The following is a 16597-nucleotide window of genomic DNA, read 5'->3' as shown; positions in this document are numbered from 1 at the left end:
CGCCCACCGCGCCACGTACTCCGACAACCTCCACGCCACCCGGCGCACCCGCCGCCTCGCATCCCCCGCACTGGGCACGCCACGGAAAGGACCCGCATGAACAGCATGTCCACACCTGTGGATCCGCCCGCGCAGGCCGCCTGGGAGGAGCTCGTCACCACGGCCCTGCTCGGGACGGACCGGCGCACCCCACCGGCCGCGACACAGGGCGGGGCGCCGGGCTCGGCACCAGGCGCGGCGCCGGGCCGCAAGGCACCTGTGGTGTTGCTGGACGCCGCGGCCGCGGAGACCGTACGGCGGCGGGCCGGGCTGCGGCCCGCCCGTGCGGCGGCGCTGCCGGAGCCGGCTCCGGAGGATCCCCGCCCCGCGCTGCCCGCCGCGGCGGCCCGCAGGCTCTCAATGCTGCTGGCCGACCGTCCGGGCGCGGGCGGTGGCGGCCGCCGCGGTACGGCACCGGACCTGATGGAGCTGTTGCCGCAGTGGCTCGCGGCGGCGAACGGCCGGGGTTTCGCGGCGCCTCCGGAGGTGCTGCCGGCCCTGCTGGACGCGGCTCGGGGGCGTACCGACCTGCGCCCGGCGGCGCTGGCGTTCGCGGGGCCGCGTGCCGTGTGGCTGGCCCGGCTGAACCCGGACTGGCGGTTCGCCCTGCGCGCGGCCCCCGGCGGGGACCCGGCGCTGCCGCACCCGGGGGACACGGGCCGGGTCCGACAGCTCTGGCAGGAAGGCCTGTTCGCGGAGCGGGTCACGCTGCTCACCGCGATACGCGCCCGTGAGCCCGCGGCGGCTCGGGAGCTGCTGGCGACCACATGGGCCACGGAGCGGGCCGAGGACCGGCTGATGTTCCTCGACTCATTGCGGACGGGCCTGCGCGCGGACGACGAGCCGTTCCTGGAGCAGGCCCTGGCCGACCGGAGCCGCAACGTCCGGGCGACGGCAGCCGAGCTGCTGTCGGCGCTGCCGGGTTCCGCGCTCGCCGCGCGGATGGCGGTCAGGGCGACGGCGTGCGTGGCCCTGGACCGTATGCGGGAGACACCGACGATCACCGTTGAGGCACCGTTCGAGTGCGACGCGAGCATGGAGCGGGACGGTGTGGTGCCGAAGGCTCCGGCGGGGCGGGGTGAACGGTCTTGGTGGTTCGGCCAGTTGGTGGAAGCGGCGCCGCTCGGTACCTGGGCGGCGCGGCTCGGCGGCCGGACGCCGGAGGAGATCGTGGCGCTGCCGGTGACGGACGACTGGCAGGCCGATCTGCACGCGGCATGGTGCCGGGCGGCGGTACGGCAGCGGGACGGGGCCTGGGCGCGGGCACTGCTGGGAGCACCCGGGGCACCCGAGGCGGGCGGGCCCGGCGCGGTGTCCCTGGCCGAGCGCGCCAAGCTGCTCGGCACGCTGGACTCCGGCGAACGCGCCGACTGGGTGGCCGGGTTCATCTCGGCGCACGGTCTGTCGGAGGCGTTTCAGCTGCTCGGGGGATGTGCGGTGCCGTGGGCCGGGCCGCTGGGGCGGGCTGTGGTCGACGCGCTCAACATCGCGCGGGACGCGGGGAGTTACCCATGGAGTTTCAGTGGAGTGATGGGGCTGGCCGAGCGGTGCCTCGACCCGGCCGAGGCGGGGCGGCTCGACGGGCTGCTGGCGGTGCCGGACGAGTCGGAGGACTCGAGCCCCGGGGCGGGGGGTTACTGGGCCGAGGCGTTCCAGCGGTTGGTCACGACCTTGCGGCTGCGGGCGGCCATGGCCGAGGAGTTGGCGGCGGCCTGAAGACGCCGGTCGGGGCGCCAACCGGGACACCGGCCGGGACGCCGACCGGCGCCGGACGCCCCGGTCCACCGCTTCGCGGCAGCTCAGGCTCCCGCCGGCTCCTGCACGTTGGCGCGTACCCAGTCCACGATCGCCTGGGTCGTGGCCCCCGGCGTGAAGATCTCCGCGACACCCTTCTCCTTCAGCGGGGCGATGTCCGCCTCGGGGATGATCCCGCCGCCGAAGACGAGGATGTCCGCCGCGTCCCGCTCCTTGAGCAGGTCGATCACGGCGGCGAAGAGCGTGTTGTGGGCACCGGAGAGGATGGAGAGGCCGATCGCGTCGGCGTCCTCCTGGATCGCGGTGTCGACGATCTGCTCGGGGGTCTGGTGGAGCCCGGTGTAGATGACCTCCATACCGGCGTCGCGCAGCGCCCGCGCGATCACCTTGGCCCCGCGATCGTGGCCGTCGAGCCCCGGCTTGGCCACCACGACGCGGATCGGACCGGCTGCCACACCCATCACTGCCTCCATGAAGCGACTGCATCCATCCGTACCGACAGGTACCGCACAGGCCTGGAATGTCACCACGGCGGCGCCGGTACGGCACGGACGTCCTCACACCGCATTGTGCGAGGAAGTGAACGAACGTTATCTCCAGCATCCCGCAACCGGCAGTTTCGCGGCGCGGACCGAGGGGGAAATCACACGGTGGGACACGTTCGCCGCGCACCGTTCCGAGTCTTTGCGGCACACGGACCGCAGGACCCTGCGGCACCCGTACCGCAGCGGGAGCAAGCGCAACGGGAGCCGCAACGAGGTCGCCTTACCACCGCGTCGCGGGCCGCGCGCCGTGGCGGTGGGGCGCGTCGACGGTGGCACGAAGGGCACGTAGGGCAGGTAAGGCACGACAGCGGGGAGCCTCGTCGCCACACCGGCAGGGAGCCTCGTCACGTCATCGGCGCACCACGCTCCACTCGCGCCACACGCCGCACTCACCCCACGCGTCCTCCTCGTGCCGCGCCGAAGGCCTCGGCCGCGGTCTCCCACGAGGGCACACGGGGGACAGAGCCGTCCTTCGCATGTGTGCCGACAGGAGGTCGGCCATGAAGGTCACCAGGGCAGCGGCGCCCTTTCTTCCGCTCTGCCAGCGGCTGCTCCCGAGCAGACTGGCCGGACTGTCCGTGACGCTCCTGAAGGCGACCGCCCTCGAGATCGCGATCCTCGCCGGACACCTCCTTCTCTATCCCTCCGGCGTCCTGCAGGAACGCCGCGCGCCGGCCGTCCCGCTCCCTTCCCGGGACGGCCCCGCGCAGCTTCCGACGGAGACCAAGCCCCCGGTCGTGCTGCTGCACGGCTTCATCGACAACCGCTCGGTCTTCGTGCTGCTGCGCCGCAGCCTCCTCCAGCACGGCCACCAGCGGGTCGAGTCGCTCAACTACTCGCCGCTGACGTGCGACATCCGTACCGCGGCCGAGTTGCTGGGCCGCCATATAGAGGAGATCTGCGAGCGCACGGGCAGCAGGCAGGTCGATGTCGTCGGGCACAGCCTGGGCGGGCTGATCGCGCGTTATTACGTGCAGTGCCTCGGCGGCGACCTCCGGGTGCGCACCCTGGTCACGCTCGGCACCCCGCACTCCGGCACCCGGGTGGTGCCGCTGGCGGACACGCACCCGATCGTGCGGCAGATGCGCCCCGGCTCGGACGTCCTCGAGGAGCTGACCCGGCCCGCGCCGGGCTGCCGTACGCACTTCGTGAGCTTCTGGAGCGATCTGGACCATCTGATGGTGCCGCTGGAGACCGCCTGTATCGACCACCCCGACCTGATGGCGCAGAACGTCCAGGTGAGCGGGGTCGGGCATCTCGCCCTCCCCGTGCACCCGGCCGTCGCGACCGGGATACGGCAGGCGCTCGACACCCCGTGGACCGGAACCGCGGCCGCCACCGGAGCCGGAGGTCTGACAGTGGCGTGACAGTGGCGTGACAGCCGTCCAACATCGAACAACTTTCGAACACAAAGCCAAACCCGCGCCCACAGTCCCCCGAAACACGCCCGGATGCCCGTTTCCTGAAGAGGCGAAACCTGCCGAAGATTGTCGTGCCCGCGTACCGCCGGGTACAGTCACCGCACTGCTCTGGCAGCCCCTGTTGTCGAGGCGAAAGAGAAGTTGGTGAACGACCCGTACCCGTCGGGGACCATGACCACCCCGACCCCCGCTTCCGATGCCTCGGCGCACTACGCGTCGTACGGCACCCAGGAAGCTCAGTACGGAGACTTCGCCGGCTACAGCCACGACACGGGCGCCCACAGCACCACGCACTTCGACGCGGACCCTCTGTTCGGCAGTCTCCCCGGTGACGCCACCGGGTCGTACGACGCCAACCAGTGGGCCACGGACAGTCACCAGACCCTGAACTACGACGCGTACGCGGCCCAGCACCACGCCGCCTACGACACCGGCGCGTACGACACCACGAACTGGACCGGCGAGCACCAGCAGCTCTCCGCCATCCCGCCGCAGGTCGGCTCGCCCGACGTCAGTGGCCAGTGGGACGCGAACGCCTGGCTCCAGCCCGACCAGTCCAGCAACCCCGCCGACCAGACCCAGCACTGGGAATGGGGCACGCAGACCTTCGACACCGGCGCCTACGACGCCACGCAGTGGAACTCCGACGGCACCGCACCGGTCCACGAGGAGCCCGTCGACCACCAGTCGACGGCGATGTTCGAGCAGGTCGCGTACGACGAACCGGCCACGCACGACGCCGAGTCGATCGCCACCGGCGAGCTGCCGGCCCTCTCCGAGGACGCCTTCCCCGAGGACGCGGCCGCCCCGCTCCTCGACGGCGAGGAGGACGCGGTCCCGGCCCCGGGCTCGCGGATGGCCGCCCGCAACGCGGGCCGCTCCCGCCGCCGTACACCCCCCAAGCGCTCCGCGCTGATGAAGATCGCGGTGCCTTCCGCGTGTGTGATGGGCGTGACCGGGATCGCCGCCGCCTCCGTCGGCGGCATGAGCGACGACAAGAACACCTCGACGACCGCGTCCGACGCGACGACCAAGTCCGTCAAGCCGTCCGCCGCGAACAACAAGCTGGACACCCAGCTCGCGAGCCTCTCCGCCGGCGCCGACGACTTCGCCGACCGGGCCAGCCGTACGCAGGAACGTATCGACCTCAAGGCCCAGCAGGTGGCCGAGAAGAAGAAGGCGGCGGAGGAGGCGGCCCGCAAGGAGCGGCTGCGCCCCAAGTTCGCCCTCCCGGTCGCCCAGCACGGCCTCAGCGCCTACTACGGCCAGGCCGGCGTCAACTGGATGTCCGTGCACACCGGCATCGACTTCCCGGTCTCGTACGGCACCACGGTGATGGCCGCGACCGACGGCACCGTGCGGACGCAGTGGAACAGCGCCTACGGCAACATGATGATCGTGACCGCGAAGGACGGCACGGAGACGTGGTACTGCCACCTCTCCAGCTACCGCGTCGCCTCCGGTACGACCGTGAAGGCCGGCGACCCGATCGCGTACTCCGGCAACTCCGGCAACTCCACCGGCCCGCACCTGCACTTCGAGGTGCGCCCGGGGGGCGGCTCGGCGATCGACCCCCTGCCGTGGCTGCGCAGCCACGGGCTGAACCCGACGTAAGCCCTCAACTGCCTTGCGAGCCCCCGCTGTCGAACAGCGGGGGCTCACTCACGTAACGGCTCCTACAACTTCTCCACCGGCGCGTACCGCAGCAGCAGTCGCTTCGCCTTGGCGTCGCCGAAATCGATCGTCGCCTCCGCGTTCGCGCCCGTGCCCTTGACCGACGTCACGGTGCCGAGCCCGAACTGGTCGTGCGTGACCCGGTCCCCGACGGCCAGCGAGACCACCGGCTTCTCGGAGGTGCGGCGGGTGGCGAAGCCGGAGGCGCCCGAGGCGGAGGAGCGCGAGCGGGAGGACGACAGCGAGGCGGCGATCCCCGAGGTCGGGCCCGCCGGAGCCGAGGTGGCGCCGGTGCGCTTCCACTCCAGGTGCTGTTCCGGGATCTCGGAGAGGAAGCGCGAGGGCGGGTTGTACGACGGCTGCCCCCAGGCGCTGCGCAGCGACGAGCGCGTCAGGTACAGCCGCTCACGCGCGCGCGTGATCCCGACGTACGCCAGGCGCCGCTCTTCCTCCAGCTCCTTGGTCTGGCCGAGGGAGCGCATGTGCGGGAAGACGCCGTCCTCCATGCCGGTGAGGAAGACGACCGGGAACTCCAGGCCCTTGGCGGTGTGCAGGGTCATCAGGGTGATGACGCCGGAGCCGTCCTCGTCCTCGTCGGGGATCTGGTCGGAGTCGGCGACGAGCGCGACCCGCTCCAGGAAGTCGGAGAGCGAGCCGGTCTCCTCGCCCTCGGCGGACTCCTGCTCGAACTCCAGGGCCACGGCGGCGAGTTCCTGGAGGTTCTCGATCCGGGTCTCGTCCTGCGGGTCGGTGGAGGCCTGCAACTCGGCGAGGTAGCCGGTGCGTTCGAGCACCGCCTCCAGGACGGTCGCCGGGCCCGCGCCGGACTCGACGATGGTCCGGAGCTCCTCCATCAGCACGTTGAACCGCTTCACGGCGTTCGTCGACCGCGCTGCCATGCCGTAGGCCTCGTCGACCCGCTTGAGCGCCTGCGGGAAGCTGATCTTCTCGCGCTGGGACAGGGCGTCGATCATCGCCTCGGCGCGCTCGCCGATGCCGCGCTTGGGCACGTTGAGGATCCGGCGCAACGGGACGGAGTCCTCGGGGTTGGCGAGGACGCGCAGGTAGGCCAGGACGTCCCGGACCTCCTTGCGCTCGTAGAAGCGGACGCCGCCGACGACCTTGTAGGGCAGGCCGACGCGGATGAAGATCTCTTCGAAGACTCGGGACTGGGCGTTCGTCCGGTAGAAGACGGCGACGTCGCCGGCCTTCGCGTCGCCCGCGTCCGTCAGTCGGTCTATCTCGTCGGCGACGAACTGCGCCTCGTCGTGCTCGGTGTCGGCGACATAGCCGGTGATGTTCGCGCCCGCGCCCGCGTTGGTCCACAGGTTCTTGGGGCGGCGGGACTCGTTGCGCTCGATGACCGCGTTGGCGGCGGACAGGATCGTCTGGGTGGAGCGGTAGTTCTGCTCCAGCAGGATCGTGGTCGCCTGCGGGTAGTCCTCCTCGAACTGGAGGATGTTGCGGATCGTCGCGCCACGGAAGGCGTAGATCGACTGGTCGGCGTCACCCACGACACACAGCTCGGCGGGCGGGACGTCGAACTCGTTCGGGGGGACGTCCTCGTCGTGCGAACCGGTCCCGACCAGCTCCCTGACCAGCGCGTACTGGGCGTGGTTGGTGTCCTGGTACTCGTCGACCAGGACGTGCCGGAAGCGGCGGCGGTAGTGCTCGGCGACGTCCGGGAAGGCGCGCAGCAGGTTGACCGTCGTCATGATCAGGTCGTCGAAGTCGAGGGCGTTGGCCTCCCGCAGCCGCGACTGGTACATGGCGTAGGCCTGGGCGAGGGTCTTCTCGAAGCCGTCGGTGGCCTGGGCGGCGAAGTCCTCCTCGTCGATCAGCTCGTTCTTGAGGTTCGAGATCTTGGCGCTGAAGGACTTGGGCGGGAAGCGCTTGGGGTCGAGGTCCAGGTCGCGGCAGACCAGGGCCATCAGGCGCTTGGAGTCGGCGGCGTCGTAGATCGAGAACGACGAGGTGAAGCCGAGCTTCTTGCTCTCGCGGCGCAGGATGCGCACGCACGCGCTGTGGAAGGTCATGACCCACATCGCGTTGGCGCGCGGGCCGACGAGCTGCTCGACGCGCTCCTTCATCTCGCCCGCGGCCTTGTTGGTGAAGGTGATGGCGAGGATCTGGCCCGGGTGCACGTTCCGCTCGGCCAGCAGGTACGCGATGCGGTGGGTCAGCACCCGCGTCTTGCCCGAGCCGGCGCCGGCCACGATCAGCAGCGGGGTGTCCGAGTGGACGACCGCCGCCCGCTGGTTCTCGTTGAGCCCGTCGATGAGCGCGGCCGCGTCCAGGACCGGGCGTGGGGCCCCGTCGCGGTAGTACGCGTCCCGGTCCGGCGGCACGTCGAACTTCCCGCCGAACAGATCGTCCGGAACGGGCTCCGGCCCGTGCTCGTCCTCGGGCGGCGGCGGGGGCTCCTCCACATGGCCCTTGGGGCCCTGCAGATCCGCCAGGAAGCTGTCATCAAAGAGGCTGCTCATCGCTCTCCGAGTTTAGGGCCTCCCCGATGCCCCGGTCCGGGGGTCGCGGGGTCTGTTGACCAGGCCCCGGCGCAAAGCCGAACCAGGCCGTCGGACAGACCCTACGGCTCCCCACTGACACCCCGCCGCCGCCCTGGGAACATGGCCTCTTTTCGGCCGTCGGTTCAGAAGCCGAGGATCTTCCAGACCTGGCCGCCCGGTGTCTTCTTGCCCTCCATCACGGTGGCGTCACGGTCCGCGACCGACCAGGCCGAGACGTACACCTTGCCGTCGTACGGGTCGACGGCCACGCCCGCCGGGAACGGCACCTTCACGTTCGTACGCTTGCCGTGCGAGACCTTGGTCACGGCGCCGGTGAAGAGCTGGCTGACGTACAGGTCGCCGCTGTCGTTGAAGGCGATGCCGGTGATCGAGCCGAAGCCCGACTTCCAGCCGAGGATCCGGCCGGTCCGGGGGTCGACCTTCCACACGCGCGCCGTGGGCTTCTGGGCCTCGCCGTTCAGCTCGCCGACGTAGAGGTTGCCGTCGGGGCCGAGCGCCAGGGACGTGGGGACGGACTGGTTGCGGTCATGGTCCGGGAAGACCGTGAAGGGGCGCGCCTTGCCCTTGGGTGACACGACGACCAGGTCGTTGCCCGCCGCGTCGGCGACGATCCGGCGGCCGTCCGGGAGCGCGAGGACGGCGTACGGGTTGGACTCGACGGAGGCCTTGTGCGGGTTGTACCGGAACTCGACGGCCGAGATGTCGGCGGCGATCCTCGCCTTGTCGTGGCCGCCGCCGGGGTCGATGCGCAGCAGCTTGCCGAGCTTGTTCCAGGGTGGTGTCGTCGGGACGCCGGCCTCCGGCGGGGCGTAGGTCTCGACGCCCCAGAGCTCGCCGTGGAGGGCGGAGACGCCGTCCAGGCCGGTCGCGAAACCGCCGTCGGGGGCGGCGCCCGAGGGCAGGCCCTGCACGACCCGGTGGTGCTGCCACGCGCCCTGGGCCCAGTAGATCCTGGTGACGGCGGAGGAGAGGCCGACGCAGGTCTCGCCTTCGGGTCCCTCGCCGATGCACTTCTTGCCGCCGCGGCCGGCCTCGGCGACGTACAGCTGCCCGGTGTCGTGGTCGTAGGAGAGCTGGCGTGGGTTGTCGAGGCCGGTCGCGATCACGCGGACGACCGGCTTTCCGCCGCCGTGGCCGCCCGAGGCGGTCGCCGGGGCGAGGCCCGCGGTGGCGACGAGCGCGACTCCTGTGGCGACGACGAACGATGTGCGCTTCCTCATGGCCGAACCCCCTGTGCCCTTCGTGCGCCACGGCACCCGACCGCGGCTCGGCTGGAAGTTAGCGTCCGGAAGCGGGCGGACGTCGTCACTCCGCCCAAAATACGTACAACTCCTGGCAGATCACTCCGTATTGGCCACGGTCGGCTACGTCCTGACCTAAGGTCACGAAAATGTATCGGGCATATCGAACATCAACCTTCACAGGGGCCACACGCGTTGGCTACCGTGCCGGAAGGCCGTACGACCCCCACCGGCGAACATCGCCGGGCCGCGCGGCCTCCGCCGAGTCCGGTGCGCCCGTCCAGGCAGCCGGAGCCGGGGACCCACACCGACCTGGGGTGAATCGGCCCAACTCCCCTCCGGGGAACGGCCGTAGGGCACACCTTCCGAAGCACCCGCCCGAACCCGACAGCTAACTCGGTAGGCGGAGCATGGAAGGAGTCGCCAACCTTGGCGTCGCACCGCAAGTCGCCTCCCGCTGGTACGCGCGTGGCAGGTATACGCACCCCCGCTCTGGCCACGGCCGCCCTCACCTCCGTGGCGTTGCTCTCCCAGACGGCCACCGCGGCCCCCTCGACCGACGACAAGCCGAGCATCGAGGAGGTCGAGAAGAAGGTCGACGACCTCTACCGCCAGGCGGAGTCGGCGACCGAGAAGTACAACGCGACCAAGGAGAAGACCGCCAAGCAGCGCAAGGAGGTCGACACCCTCCTCGACGACGTCGCCAAGCGCACCCAGAAGCTCAACGAGGCCCGCGAGGAGCTCGGTTCCTTCGCCGCGGCCCAGTACCGCACCGGCGCCTCCGCGCCCGACACGGCGACCTTCCTGCTCGCGGACTCCCCGCAGGACTACTTCGACCAGACGCAGCTGATGGGCCGTATGACGTCCCGTCAGAAGGACGCGGTCGACGACTACGTCACCGAGCAGTCCGCGACGATGAAGAAGCGGCAGGAGGCCACCCAGAGCCTCGAGACGCTCACCGACTCGCAGAGCGACCTCAAGACCGCCAAGGCCACCGTCCAGCAGAAGCTGTCCGACGCGCGCGAGCTGCTGTCGAAGCTGACCGCGGAGGAGAAGGCGCGGCTCGCGGCGATCGAGAAGGAGAAGCAGGAGGAGGCCGCCCGCAAGGCCGCGGAACTGGCCAAGCAGCAGGCCGCCGAGGACAAGGCGGCTCAGGAGGCGGCCGCCGCCCAGGAGTCGACCAGCGGCTCGTCGTCGTCCTCCCAGGCCACGGACTCCTCGTACGCCACCAAGGCCGAGAAGGCGCTCGCCTTCGCCCGCTCACAGGTCGGCAAGCCGTACGTCTGGGGCGCCACCGGCCCCGACTCCTACGACTGCTCCGGCCTCACCCAGGCCGCCTGGAACGCCGCCGGCATCACCCTCCCGCGCACCACCTACGACCAGGTGAACTTCGGCGCCACGGTCACCCTCGCCAACGCCCGCCCCGGCGACCTCGTCTTCTTCTACGACGACGTCACCCACGTCGGCCTCTACATCGGCAACGGCATGATGATCCACGCGCCGAAGCCGGGGGCGTACGTGCGCGAGGAGTCGATCTACTACGACGGTGAGTCGGCGATCCACAGCGTGGTGCGGCCGGCCTGACGCGCCGCAGGGCCCTGGCGTCAGTGACCTCCGCGGTTCTCGACACAGGGCCCCTCACCGGGCTGGGGCTCGGCGTAGACGCCGTGCACCTCGCCGGTCAGCTCGTCCTTCGTCACTCGTCCGGAGACGCACACGACGCCCGTGTAGACGGCGTAGAAGCCGTTCCCGACGGACAGCCCGTGCTTCTCGCCGCAGCCGACACGGGCCAGCGCCGCCTTCACGCGCGCGTCGCTGAAGCCGCCGTACTCCCCCGACCCGCCTTCCTTCCGGACCTTCGCCAGCTCCGCGAGGATGAGTTCCGCCGACGCCTGGCCGCTGGCCCGCTGCTCGGCGCTCAGGGAGGCCTGCATGCGGTACGCGTGGTTGTCGGCGTAGTTCGGGGGCTGGTCGAGGTTCTCCTCCGGCCGGACCGTGCCGGTGCGGGGACTCGGATAGGACGGCACCGGGGCGGGCGTCCGGGCGGCCTGTGCGCACTTGGGCGGGGGCGCGTAGGAGGGCGAGGGAGCTGTCGACTGCGCGGACGGCGCGGACTCCGCCCGCGCACCACCCTTCTGGCTTCCGCACGCGGTCAGGGTGATCGCGAGGAGGGCGGCCGCTGCGGCTGATCGCCTGAGGAGCATGGGCAGAGTGTTCCGGCCCGGCACGGTGGTTGTCATGAGCGGAACTACTCAGATGGAGGCCATCTCCACGCACGCGCGCGTGCCCTGCCCCCGCCCTCCTCCCGCGCTCCCTAGCATCGCCTCATGCCCGGACCCTCCCCGCTCCGCGCCTGGTGGGCGCAGCGTCCGCCGGCCGCCGGCGCCGCCGTGATGGCGACCGGCATCCTGTCGGTCGGTCTGCATCTGACGGACCACGAGACCCTGTCCCGCATCGCCCTCGCACTGGCCGGCGCCGCCTGGATCGCGCTGGCCGCGGACTTCGCCGTACGACTGCTGCGGGACCGGCCGCGATGGGTGGCGGAGGCCGAGACACCGGGCGCCCTGACCGCCGTGGCCGCGACGACCGTGCTCGGCACCCGGCTCTCCGCGCTGGGCTGGCAGGCCCTCGCCGAGGCGCTGCTCGCGCTGTCCGCGCTGCTGTGGCCGGTGCTGATCGTGCTGGTCGTGGGGTACTGGAAGCGGCGGATGCCGGGGGCGGTGTTCCTCGCCTGCGTGGCCACGCAGGGGCTCGCCGTGCTCGGCGCCACGCTCGCCGCGGCCGAGTCGACGGCATGGCTCGCACACACGGCGCTCGTGCTGTTCTGGCTCGGCCTGGTCCTCTACGGCATCGCCCTGGCCCTCTTCGACCTGCGCCAGGTGACCGCGGGCGCCGGGGACCACTGGGTGGCCGGCGGGGCGATGGCCATCTCGGCGCTGGCCGGCGCGAAGCTCATCGCCGCGGACAGCGCCCGCCTGTATCTGTGGAACGTCGACGACAACGACGTACTGCGCGCCGTGACGGTCGCACTGCTCGTGCTCGACCTGGCCTGGTACGCCGTCCTGCTCGTCGCGGAAGCCCTGCGGCGCCGGCCGCGCTACGACGTGCGCCGCTGGGCGACCGTGTTCCCGATGGGCATGACATCGGCGGCGACGCTGTCCGTCGCCGCCGCCCTCGATGTGTCCTGGCTCAGGACGCCCGGTCAGGTACTGCTGTGGATCGCGGTGGCGGCCTGGCTCGCCGTCGCCGCGGGTGCCGCCGCGTCGGCGCGGGCCGCCCTCACGTCCCTCGCAACCACGGCACCACGCTGAATCAGGTCCAGAGCACCGCGATGAAGATGTCCGTGACGGTCAACGCGCCCACCAGGCCGAACAGCCCCTTCTCCACCTTCTCGTCGTCCCGCTTCACGTAGACGAGGCCGAGGATCACCACCAGCAGGGCCAGCTTGATGCCGATCTTGACGTTGTTGACGGACTGGTCGTCCGCCTGGTTGAGGCCGACCAGGATCACACCGGTGACCAGCATGGTGAGCGCGCCGTGCAGCATCGCCGGGACGAAGCGGGCGGTTCCCTGACCCATGGCCTTCATCTGGGTGAGGAAGCCGCCGAGCAACGAGGCGATGCCGATGATGTGCAGGCCCACGAAGAGATGGATGAGTACGTCCATGAGGCCGGAGCCTAATCAGAGGCACTTGAGCCGCCCTACACCGCCCTGCCGCTTCCGTCACGATCTTGCATATATGCGGCCCATAGCACCTCATCGCCCCCGTCCGTTCCGGAATCCCCACTTCGGTCATCACACTGCGTGAAGTCGACGGCACGAGAAGGGAATCACGGTCGCATGCGGTCACCCGGCCGCCCCTTCGGAGCAGTTCCGCGCATCCCGTTACCCCCACGACACAGTGAGGTTTAGCGTCCTCCACCAGGTGACCGGCTCCCCACCGCCGCCCGGGCCAGGGGCGGCAGTCGGACACCACCGCCGAGAAGGTCCGGCGGCGGCCCGCTCCCCCTGTGCGGGCCGCCGCCGGACGCGTGAACCGCCCCGGGCGGTCGCCCGTCCGCTCCCCCTGGCGGCCGAACGACCCACAGGACGTCCGGGGCGGCGGCACGGGAACCAGGCGGTCGTACGAAAGGACGTGCAGTCCACGTGGCAGCGCACCGCAAGCCCAGGCAGCGCTCGGCCGGCGGCAATACGGTCCGTACGGCGGCGACGATCGCCCTGGCGGGCGCGGCGACCGCGACCGGCTTCGACGGGACCGGGTACGCCGAGCCGAACCTGACACCGGCGCAGGTCAAGGCGAAGGTGGACAAGCTGTACCAGGAGGCGGAGGTCGCCACCGAGAAGTACAACGGCGCGAAGGAGAAGGCGGATGCGGCCGAGGAGCGGCTGAAGTCGCTGCGGGACGAGGCGGCACGCAAGACGGACAAGCTCAACTCGGCGCGGGACGCGCTGGGTTCGATGGCGGCGGCGCAGTACCGCGACGGCGGCCTGGACCCCGCGCTGCAACTGGCGCTCTCCGACGACCCCGACCGCTATCTCGAGGGCGCCGAGTTCGTCGAGCGGGCGGGCACCCGGCAGGCGAACTCCGTCTCGAGCGTGCGCAGACAGCTGCGGGAGATCGAGCAGCTGCGCGGCGCCGCCCATGTCGAACTGGCCTCGCTCAAGTCGCGGCAGGCGGAACTGAAACGGCACAAGAAGACGATCACCGGGAAGCTGGACGCGGCCCGCCGACTGATGGCACAGCTACCGGACGACGACAGCGCCGGCGATGCGCAGCGCGCCTCACGCTCCTCCGGCTACGGCTCCGGGTCCGGCGCCCGCGACGCCCTGACCGCCGCGAGTGACGTACAGGCCCCCAACTCCCGTGCCCAGTCCGCCATTTCGTACGCCTACTCGAAACTCGGCAGCCCCTATGTCTGGGGCGCCACCGGCCCCGACGCCTTCGACTGCTCGGGCCTGATCCAGGCCGCCTACCGCTCCGCCGGGATCTCCCTGCCCCGCACGACCTACGCCCAGATCGACGCCGGCCGCCGCGTCTCGCGCTCCGAACTCCTCCCGGGCGACCTGGTGTTCTTCTACTCCGCCATCAGCCACGTCGGCATCTACATCGGCAACGGCCAGATGATCCACGCCCCGAACCCCTCGGCACCGGTGCGGGTCGCGCCACTGGACGAGATGCCGTTCGCGGGGGCGACCCGGGTGGTGTGAGGTCCCGGGGTGCCGGGCTCCGGCCGGTTCGCCGGTCACCTCGGGCGGGCGGACCTCACACCAGCCGTCGGGCCGTCGCCCAGCGAGTCAGCTCGTGGCGGTTCGACAGCTGCAACTTCCGCAGCACCGCCGACACATGGGACTCGACCGTCTTCACGGAGATGAAGAGCTGCTTGGCGATCTCCTTGTACGCGTACCCGCGCGCGATCAGCCGCAGCACTTCCCGCTCGCGCTGGGTGAGGCGGTCGAGGTCCTCGTCCACCGGCGGCGCGTCCGTCGAGGCGAACGCGTCCAGCACGAACCCCGCCAGCCTCGGCGAGAACACCGCGTCCCCGTCCTGGACCCGGAAGATGGAGTCGACCAGATCCGTACCGGTGATCGTCTTGGTGACGTACCCCCGCGCGCCGCCCCTGATCACGCCGATCACGTCCTCCGCCGCGTCCGACACGGACAGGGCCAGGAAGCGGACCGGCTGCTCGGCGTCGGCCATCAACGGAGCACAGCGGCGCAGCACTTCGACCCCGCCGCCGCCCGGGAGGTGGACGTCGAGGAGGACCACCTCGGGCCGGGTCGCGGTGATGACCGTGATCGCCTGGTCGACGTCCGCGGCCTCGCCGACAACCTCGACACCGGTCTGCTCGGTCTGCCCGATCTCGGCCTGTACGCCCGTACGGAACATCCGGTGGTCGTCGACGAGGACCACGCGCACCCGGCGCTCGTCCGCGCTGTCGGTGGCCTCCGCCGTACCGTTCGCCTCGTCGCTCATGACGTCTTCTCCGCCCTCTCCATCTCCAGCTCGACCTCCGTGCCGCCGTCCGGCACCGCGCGCAATCTGGCCGTACCGCCGTTGCGCTCCATGCGGCCGATGATCGATTCTCTGACACCCATGCGGTCGGCGGGTATCGAGTCGAGGTCGAAGCCCGGTCCACGGTCCCGGACGGACACGAAGACCGTCCGTCCCTCGACTTCGGCGTAGACCTGCACCGCGCCGCCCTCGCCACCGTACTTGGCCGCGTTCACCATCGCCTCGCGCGCGGCCTGCATCTGCGGACCGATCCTCTCGTCGAGCGGGCAGTCCCCGACCACGACGACCTCTATGGGGACGCCGTGCTTGTCCTCCACCTCCGCGGCGTTGCGCCGCACCGCGTCGGCGAGGGTGGTGGGTTCGTCGGCCTCGTCCTTGCCGGTGCCCTCGGGTTTGTACAGCCAGGTCCGCAGGTCGCGCTCCTGGGCCCGGGCCAGGCGGCGCACCTCGCTCGCGTTCTCCGCGTTGCGCTGGATCAGGGTCAGGGTGTGCAGCACGGAGTCATGGACATGGGCGGCGACCTCGGCGCGCTCCTGGGCGCGAATGCGCATCAGGCGCTCCTCGGAGAGGTCCTGGGTCATGCGCACGAGGTAGGGGCCGGCGAGGAGCGTTATACCGACCAGGACCGCGAGGGCCGCCTGGAGGACCGAGCCGAGGTGGGCGGCGGAGCCCTGGAGGACGAAGATGCCGGAGACTCCGGCCGTCACCAGCAGGACACCGCCCGCGGCGCGCAGCAGGCTGAGGGTGCGCTTGCGGCGCCCGACCTCGACCCAGCGGGCCCGGCGGGCGTTGTCGGCCTGCCGCCAGACCAGGGCCACGCCGGCGCCGACCAGCACGGCGGGCCAGAGATAGGCCTTGGCGCCGGTGCCCAGATTGACGTTGCCCACGAAGACCATGGCCACGACGACCATCAGCAGCAGGGCGACGATCTGGCCCTTGTCGGGCCTGCGCGCGACGAGTCTGCGGCGGCCGTCCGGCGAGGTCTCGGTACTGACGAGGGAGGGCGGTCGCTGTCCGCCGACCCCGCCGACCCCGAGCGGCACGAAGAACCAGAACGCTGCGTACAGCAGAGCCCCGAGCCCGTCCGCCATGAACAGGCCCACGAAGACGAGCCGCAGCCAGATCACGGGCAGCCCGAGATGCCCGGCGAGCCCCCGCGCCACACCACCGAGCCAGCGTCCGTCGCTGCTGCGGTAGAGCTTGCGCGGCGGCCGCGGTTCGACGAGTGGCGCTGCTGCGGCTTCCGGCATGCCATCGATGTTCACACGGCGCGACTGCCGGGGCATCAGGGTCGGCCCCCTAGACTCCCCTGATCTTCGAAACGTGCAGAAACGTCGGGCCGTCGAACGCTTCCCCGGCGCCGGCTCAGGGGCGATATCAG

The 16597-nt window shown here is 71.2% G+C and carries 13 protein-coding genes and 1 riboswitch; of the genes, 6 read left to right on the top strand and 7 right to left on the bottom strand.

Annotated elements, in window-relative coordinates; genetic code table 11:
- Nucleotides 1–96: 96 nt before the first annotated feature.
- Nucleotides 97–1755, top strand: coding sequence for a DUF5691 domain-containing protein (locus tag ABKA17_RS00925; RefSeq protein ID WP_353689844.1), 1659 nt, complete (start codon nt 97–99; stop codon nt 1753–1755).
- 83 nt (nt 1756–1838) lie between these two features.
- Here the strand turns inward: ABKA17_RS00925 and icmB are convergent, their stop codons facing one another.
- Nucleotides 1839–2255: a coenzyme B12-dependent isobutyryl CoA mutase small subunit gene (gene icmB / locus ABKA17_RS00920; RefSeq protein WP_353689843.1), complete on the bottom strand. Its 417-nt coding sequence runs from the start codon at nt 2253–2255 to the stop codon at nt 1839–1841.
- 584 nt (nt 2256–2839) lie between these two features.
- Here icmB and ABKA17_RS00915 point away from each other — a divergent pair.
- Nucleotides 2840–3706, top strand: coding sequence for a lipase family alpha/beta hydrolase (locus tag ABKA17_RS00915; RefSeq protein ID WP_353689842.1), 867 nt, complete (start codon nt 2840–2842; stop codon nt 3704–3706).
- 225 nt (nt 3707–3931) lie between these two features.
- Nucleotides 3932–5374, top strand: a complete 1443-nt coding sequence (locus ABKA17_RS00910; RefSeq protein WP_353690736.1) for a M23 family metallopeptidase — start codon at nt 3932–3934, stop codon at nt 5372–5374.
- A gap of 62 nt (nt 5375–5436) precedes the next feature.
- Here the strand turns inward: ABKA17_RS00910 and pcrA are convergent, their stop codons facing one another.
- Together pcrA and ABKA17_RS00900 are read right to left on the bottom strand one after the other, a co-directional pair.
- Nucleotides 5437–7920: a DNA helicase PcrA gene (pcrA, locus tag ABKA17_RS00905; RefSeq protein WP_353689841.1), complete on the bottom strand. Its 2484-nt coding sequence runs from the start codon at nt 7918–7920 to the stop codon at nt 5437–5439.
- Nucleotides 7921–8084: 164 nt separating this feature from the next.
- Nucleotides 8085–9182: a ScyD/ScyE family protein gene (locus tag ABKA17_RS00900; RefSeq protein WP_353689840.1), complete on the bottom strand. Its 1098-nt coding sequence runs from the start codon at nt 9180–9182 to the stop codon at nt 8085–8087.
- Nucleotides 9183–9466: 284 nt separating this feature from the next.
- A riboswitch (cyclic di-AMP (ydaO/yuaA leader) is annotated at nt 9467–9624 on the top strand.
- Between the two features lie 8 nt (nt 9625–9632).
- On the opposite strand from ABKA17_RS00900, the gene ABKA17_RS00895 reads away from it, so the two are divergent.
- Nucleotides 9633–10787 carry a C40 family peptidase gene (locus tag ABKA17_RS00895; protein ID WP_353689839.1) on the top strand — a complete coding sequence of 385 codons (1155 nt, stop codon included), beginning with the start codon at nt 9633–9635 and terminating at the stop codon, nt 10785–10787.
- A 20-nt stretch (nt 10788–10807) separates the two neighbouring features.
- On the opposite strand, the gene ABKA17_RS00890 is transcribed toward ABKA17_RS00895, so the two are convergent.
- Complete coding sequence (locus tag ABKA17_RS00890; protein ID WP_353689838.1) at nt 10808–11407, bottom strand: hypothetical protein; 600 nt, start codon at nt 11405–11407, stop codon at nt 10808–10810.
- Between the two features lie 123 nt (nt 11408–11530).
- Between ABKA17_RS00890 and ABKA17_RS00885 the strand changes: the two genes are divergently transcribed.
- The gene (locus ABKA17_RS00885; RefSeq protein WP_353689837.1) at nt 11531–12514 is read left to right on the top strand and encodes a tellurite resistance/C4-dicarboxylate transporter family protein; all 984 of its coding nucleotides are present in this window, start codon (nt 11531–11533) and stop codon (nt 12512–12514) included.
- A gap of 1 nt (nt 12515) precedes the next feature.
- Here the strand turns inward: ABKA17_RS00885 and ABKA17_RS00880 are convergent, their stop codons facing one another.
- Nucleotides 12516–12869, bottom strand: a complete 354-nt coding sequence (locus tag ABKA17_RS00880) for a hypothetical protein (RefSeq protein ID WP_046261580.1) — start codon at nt 12867–12869, stop codon at nt 12516–12518.
- A 480-nt stretch (nt 12870–13349) separates the two neighbouring features.
- On the opposite strand from ABKA17_RS00880, the gene ABKA17_RS00875 reads away from it, so the two are divergent.
- Nucleotides 13350–14411, top strand: a complete 1062-nt coding sequence (locus ABKA17_RS00875; protein ID WP_353689836.1) for a C40 family peptidase — start codon at nt 13350–13352, stop codon at nt 14409–14411.
- Between the two features lie 55 nt (nt 14412–14466).
- Here ABKA17_RS00875 and ABKA17_RS00870 read toward each other — a convergent pair whose 3' ends face one another.
- Entirely contained in the window at nt 14467–15177 is a 711-nt protein-coding gene (locus tag ABKA17_RS00870; protein ID WP_353689835.1) for a LuxR C-terminal-related transcriptional regulator, read from the bottom strand.
- A complete protein-coding gene (locus ABKA17_RS00865; protein WP_353689834.1) occupies nt 15174–16502 on the bottom strand; it encodes an ATP-binding protein in 1329 nt (442 codons plus the stop codon). The genes ABKA17_RS00870 and ABKA17_RS00865 overlap by 4 nt, the downstream gene beginning before the upstream one ends.
- Nucleotides 16503–16597: the final 95 nt, after the last annotated feature.

It is taken from the genome of Streptomyces sp. RG80, assembly GCF_040446465.1.
Taxonomy (GTDB): Bacteria; Actinomycetota; Actinomycetes; order Streptomycetales; family Streptomycetaceae; genus Streptomyces.
This window is presented reverse-complemented; position numbering and strand designations above follow the sequence as displayed.

Bases quoted from the DNA above. Each gene is read 5' to 3' on its own strand.
- ABKA17_RS00910 (WP_353690736.1), top strand. From the start codon at position 3,932: ATGACCACCCCGACCCCCGCTTCCGATGCCTCGGCGCACTACGCGTCG.
- ABKA17_RS00890 (WP_353689838.1), bottom strand. From the start codon at position 11,407: ATGCTCCTCAGGCGATCAGCCGCAGCGGCCGCCCTCCTCGCGATCACC.
- ABKA17_RS00915 (WP_353689842.1), top strand. From the start codon at position 2,840: ATGAAGGTCACCAGGGCAGCGGCGCCCTTTCTTCCGCTCTGCCAGCGG.
- ABKA17_RS00925 (WP_353689844.1), top strand. From the start codon at position 97: ATGAACAGCATGTCCACACCTGTGGATCCGCCCGCGCAGGCCGCCTGG.
- ABKA17_RS00885 (WP_353689837.1), top strand. From the start codon at position 11,531: ATGCCCGGACCCTCCCCGCTCCGCGCCTGGTGGGCGCAGCGTCCGCCG.
- ABKA17_RS00865 (WP_353689834.1), bottom strand. From the start codon at position 16,502: ATGCCCCGGCAGTCGCGCCGTGTGAACATCGATGGCATGCCGGAAGCC.
- ABKA17_RS00880 (WP_046261580.1), bottom strand. From the start codon at position 12,869: ATGGACGTACTCATCCATCTCTTCGTGGGCCTGCACATCATCGGCATC.
- icmB (WP_353689843.1), bottom strand. From the start codon at position 2,255: ATGGGTGTGGCAGCCGGTCCGATCCGCGTCGTGGTGGCCAAGCCGGGG.
- ABKA17_RS00870 (WP_353689835.1), bottom strand. From the start codon at position 15,177: ATGAGCGACGAGGCGAACGGTACGGCGGAGGCCACCGACAGCGCGGAC.
- ABKA17_RS00900 (WP_353689840.1), bottom strand. From the start codon at position 9,182: ATGAGGAAGCGCACATCGTTCGTCGTCGCCACAGGAGTCGCGCTCGTC.
- pcrA (WP_353689841.1), bottom strand. From the start codon at position 7,920: ATGAGCAGCCTCTTTGATGACAGCTTCCTGGCGGATCTGCAGGGCCCC.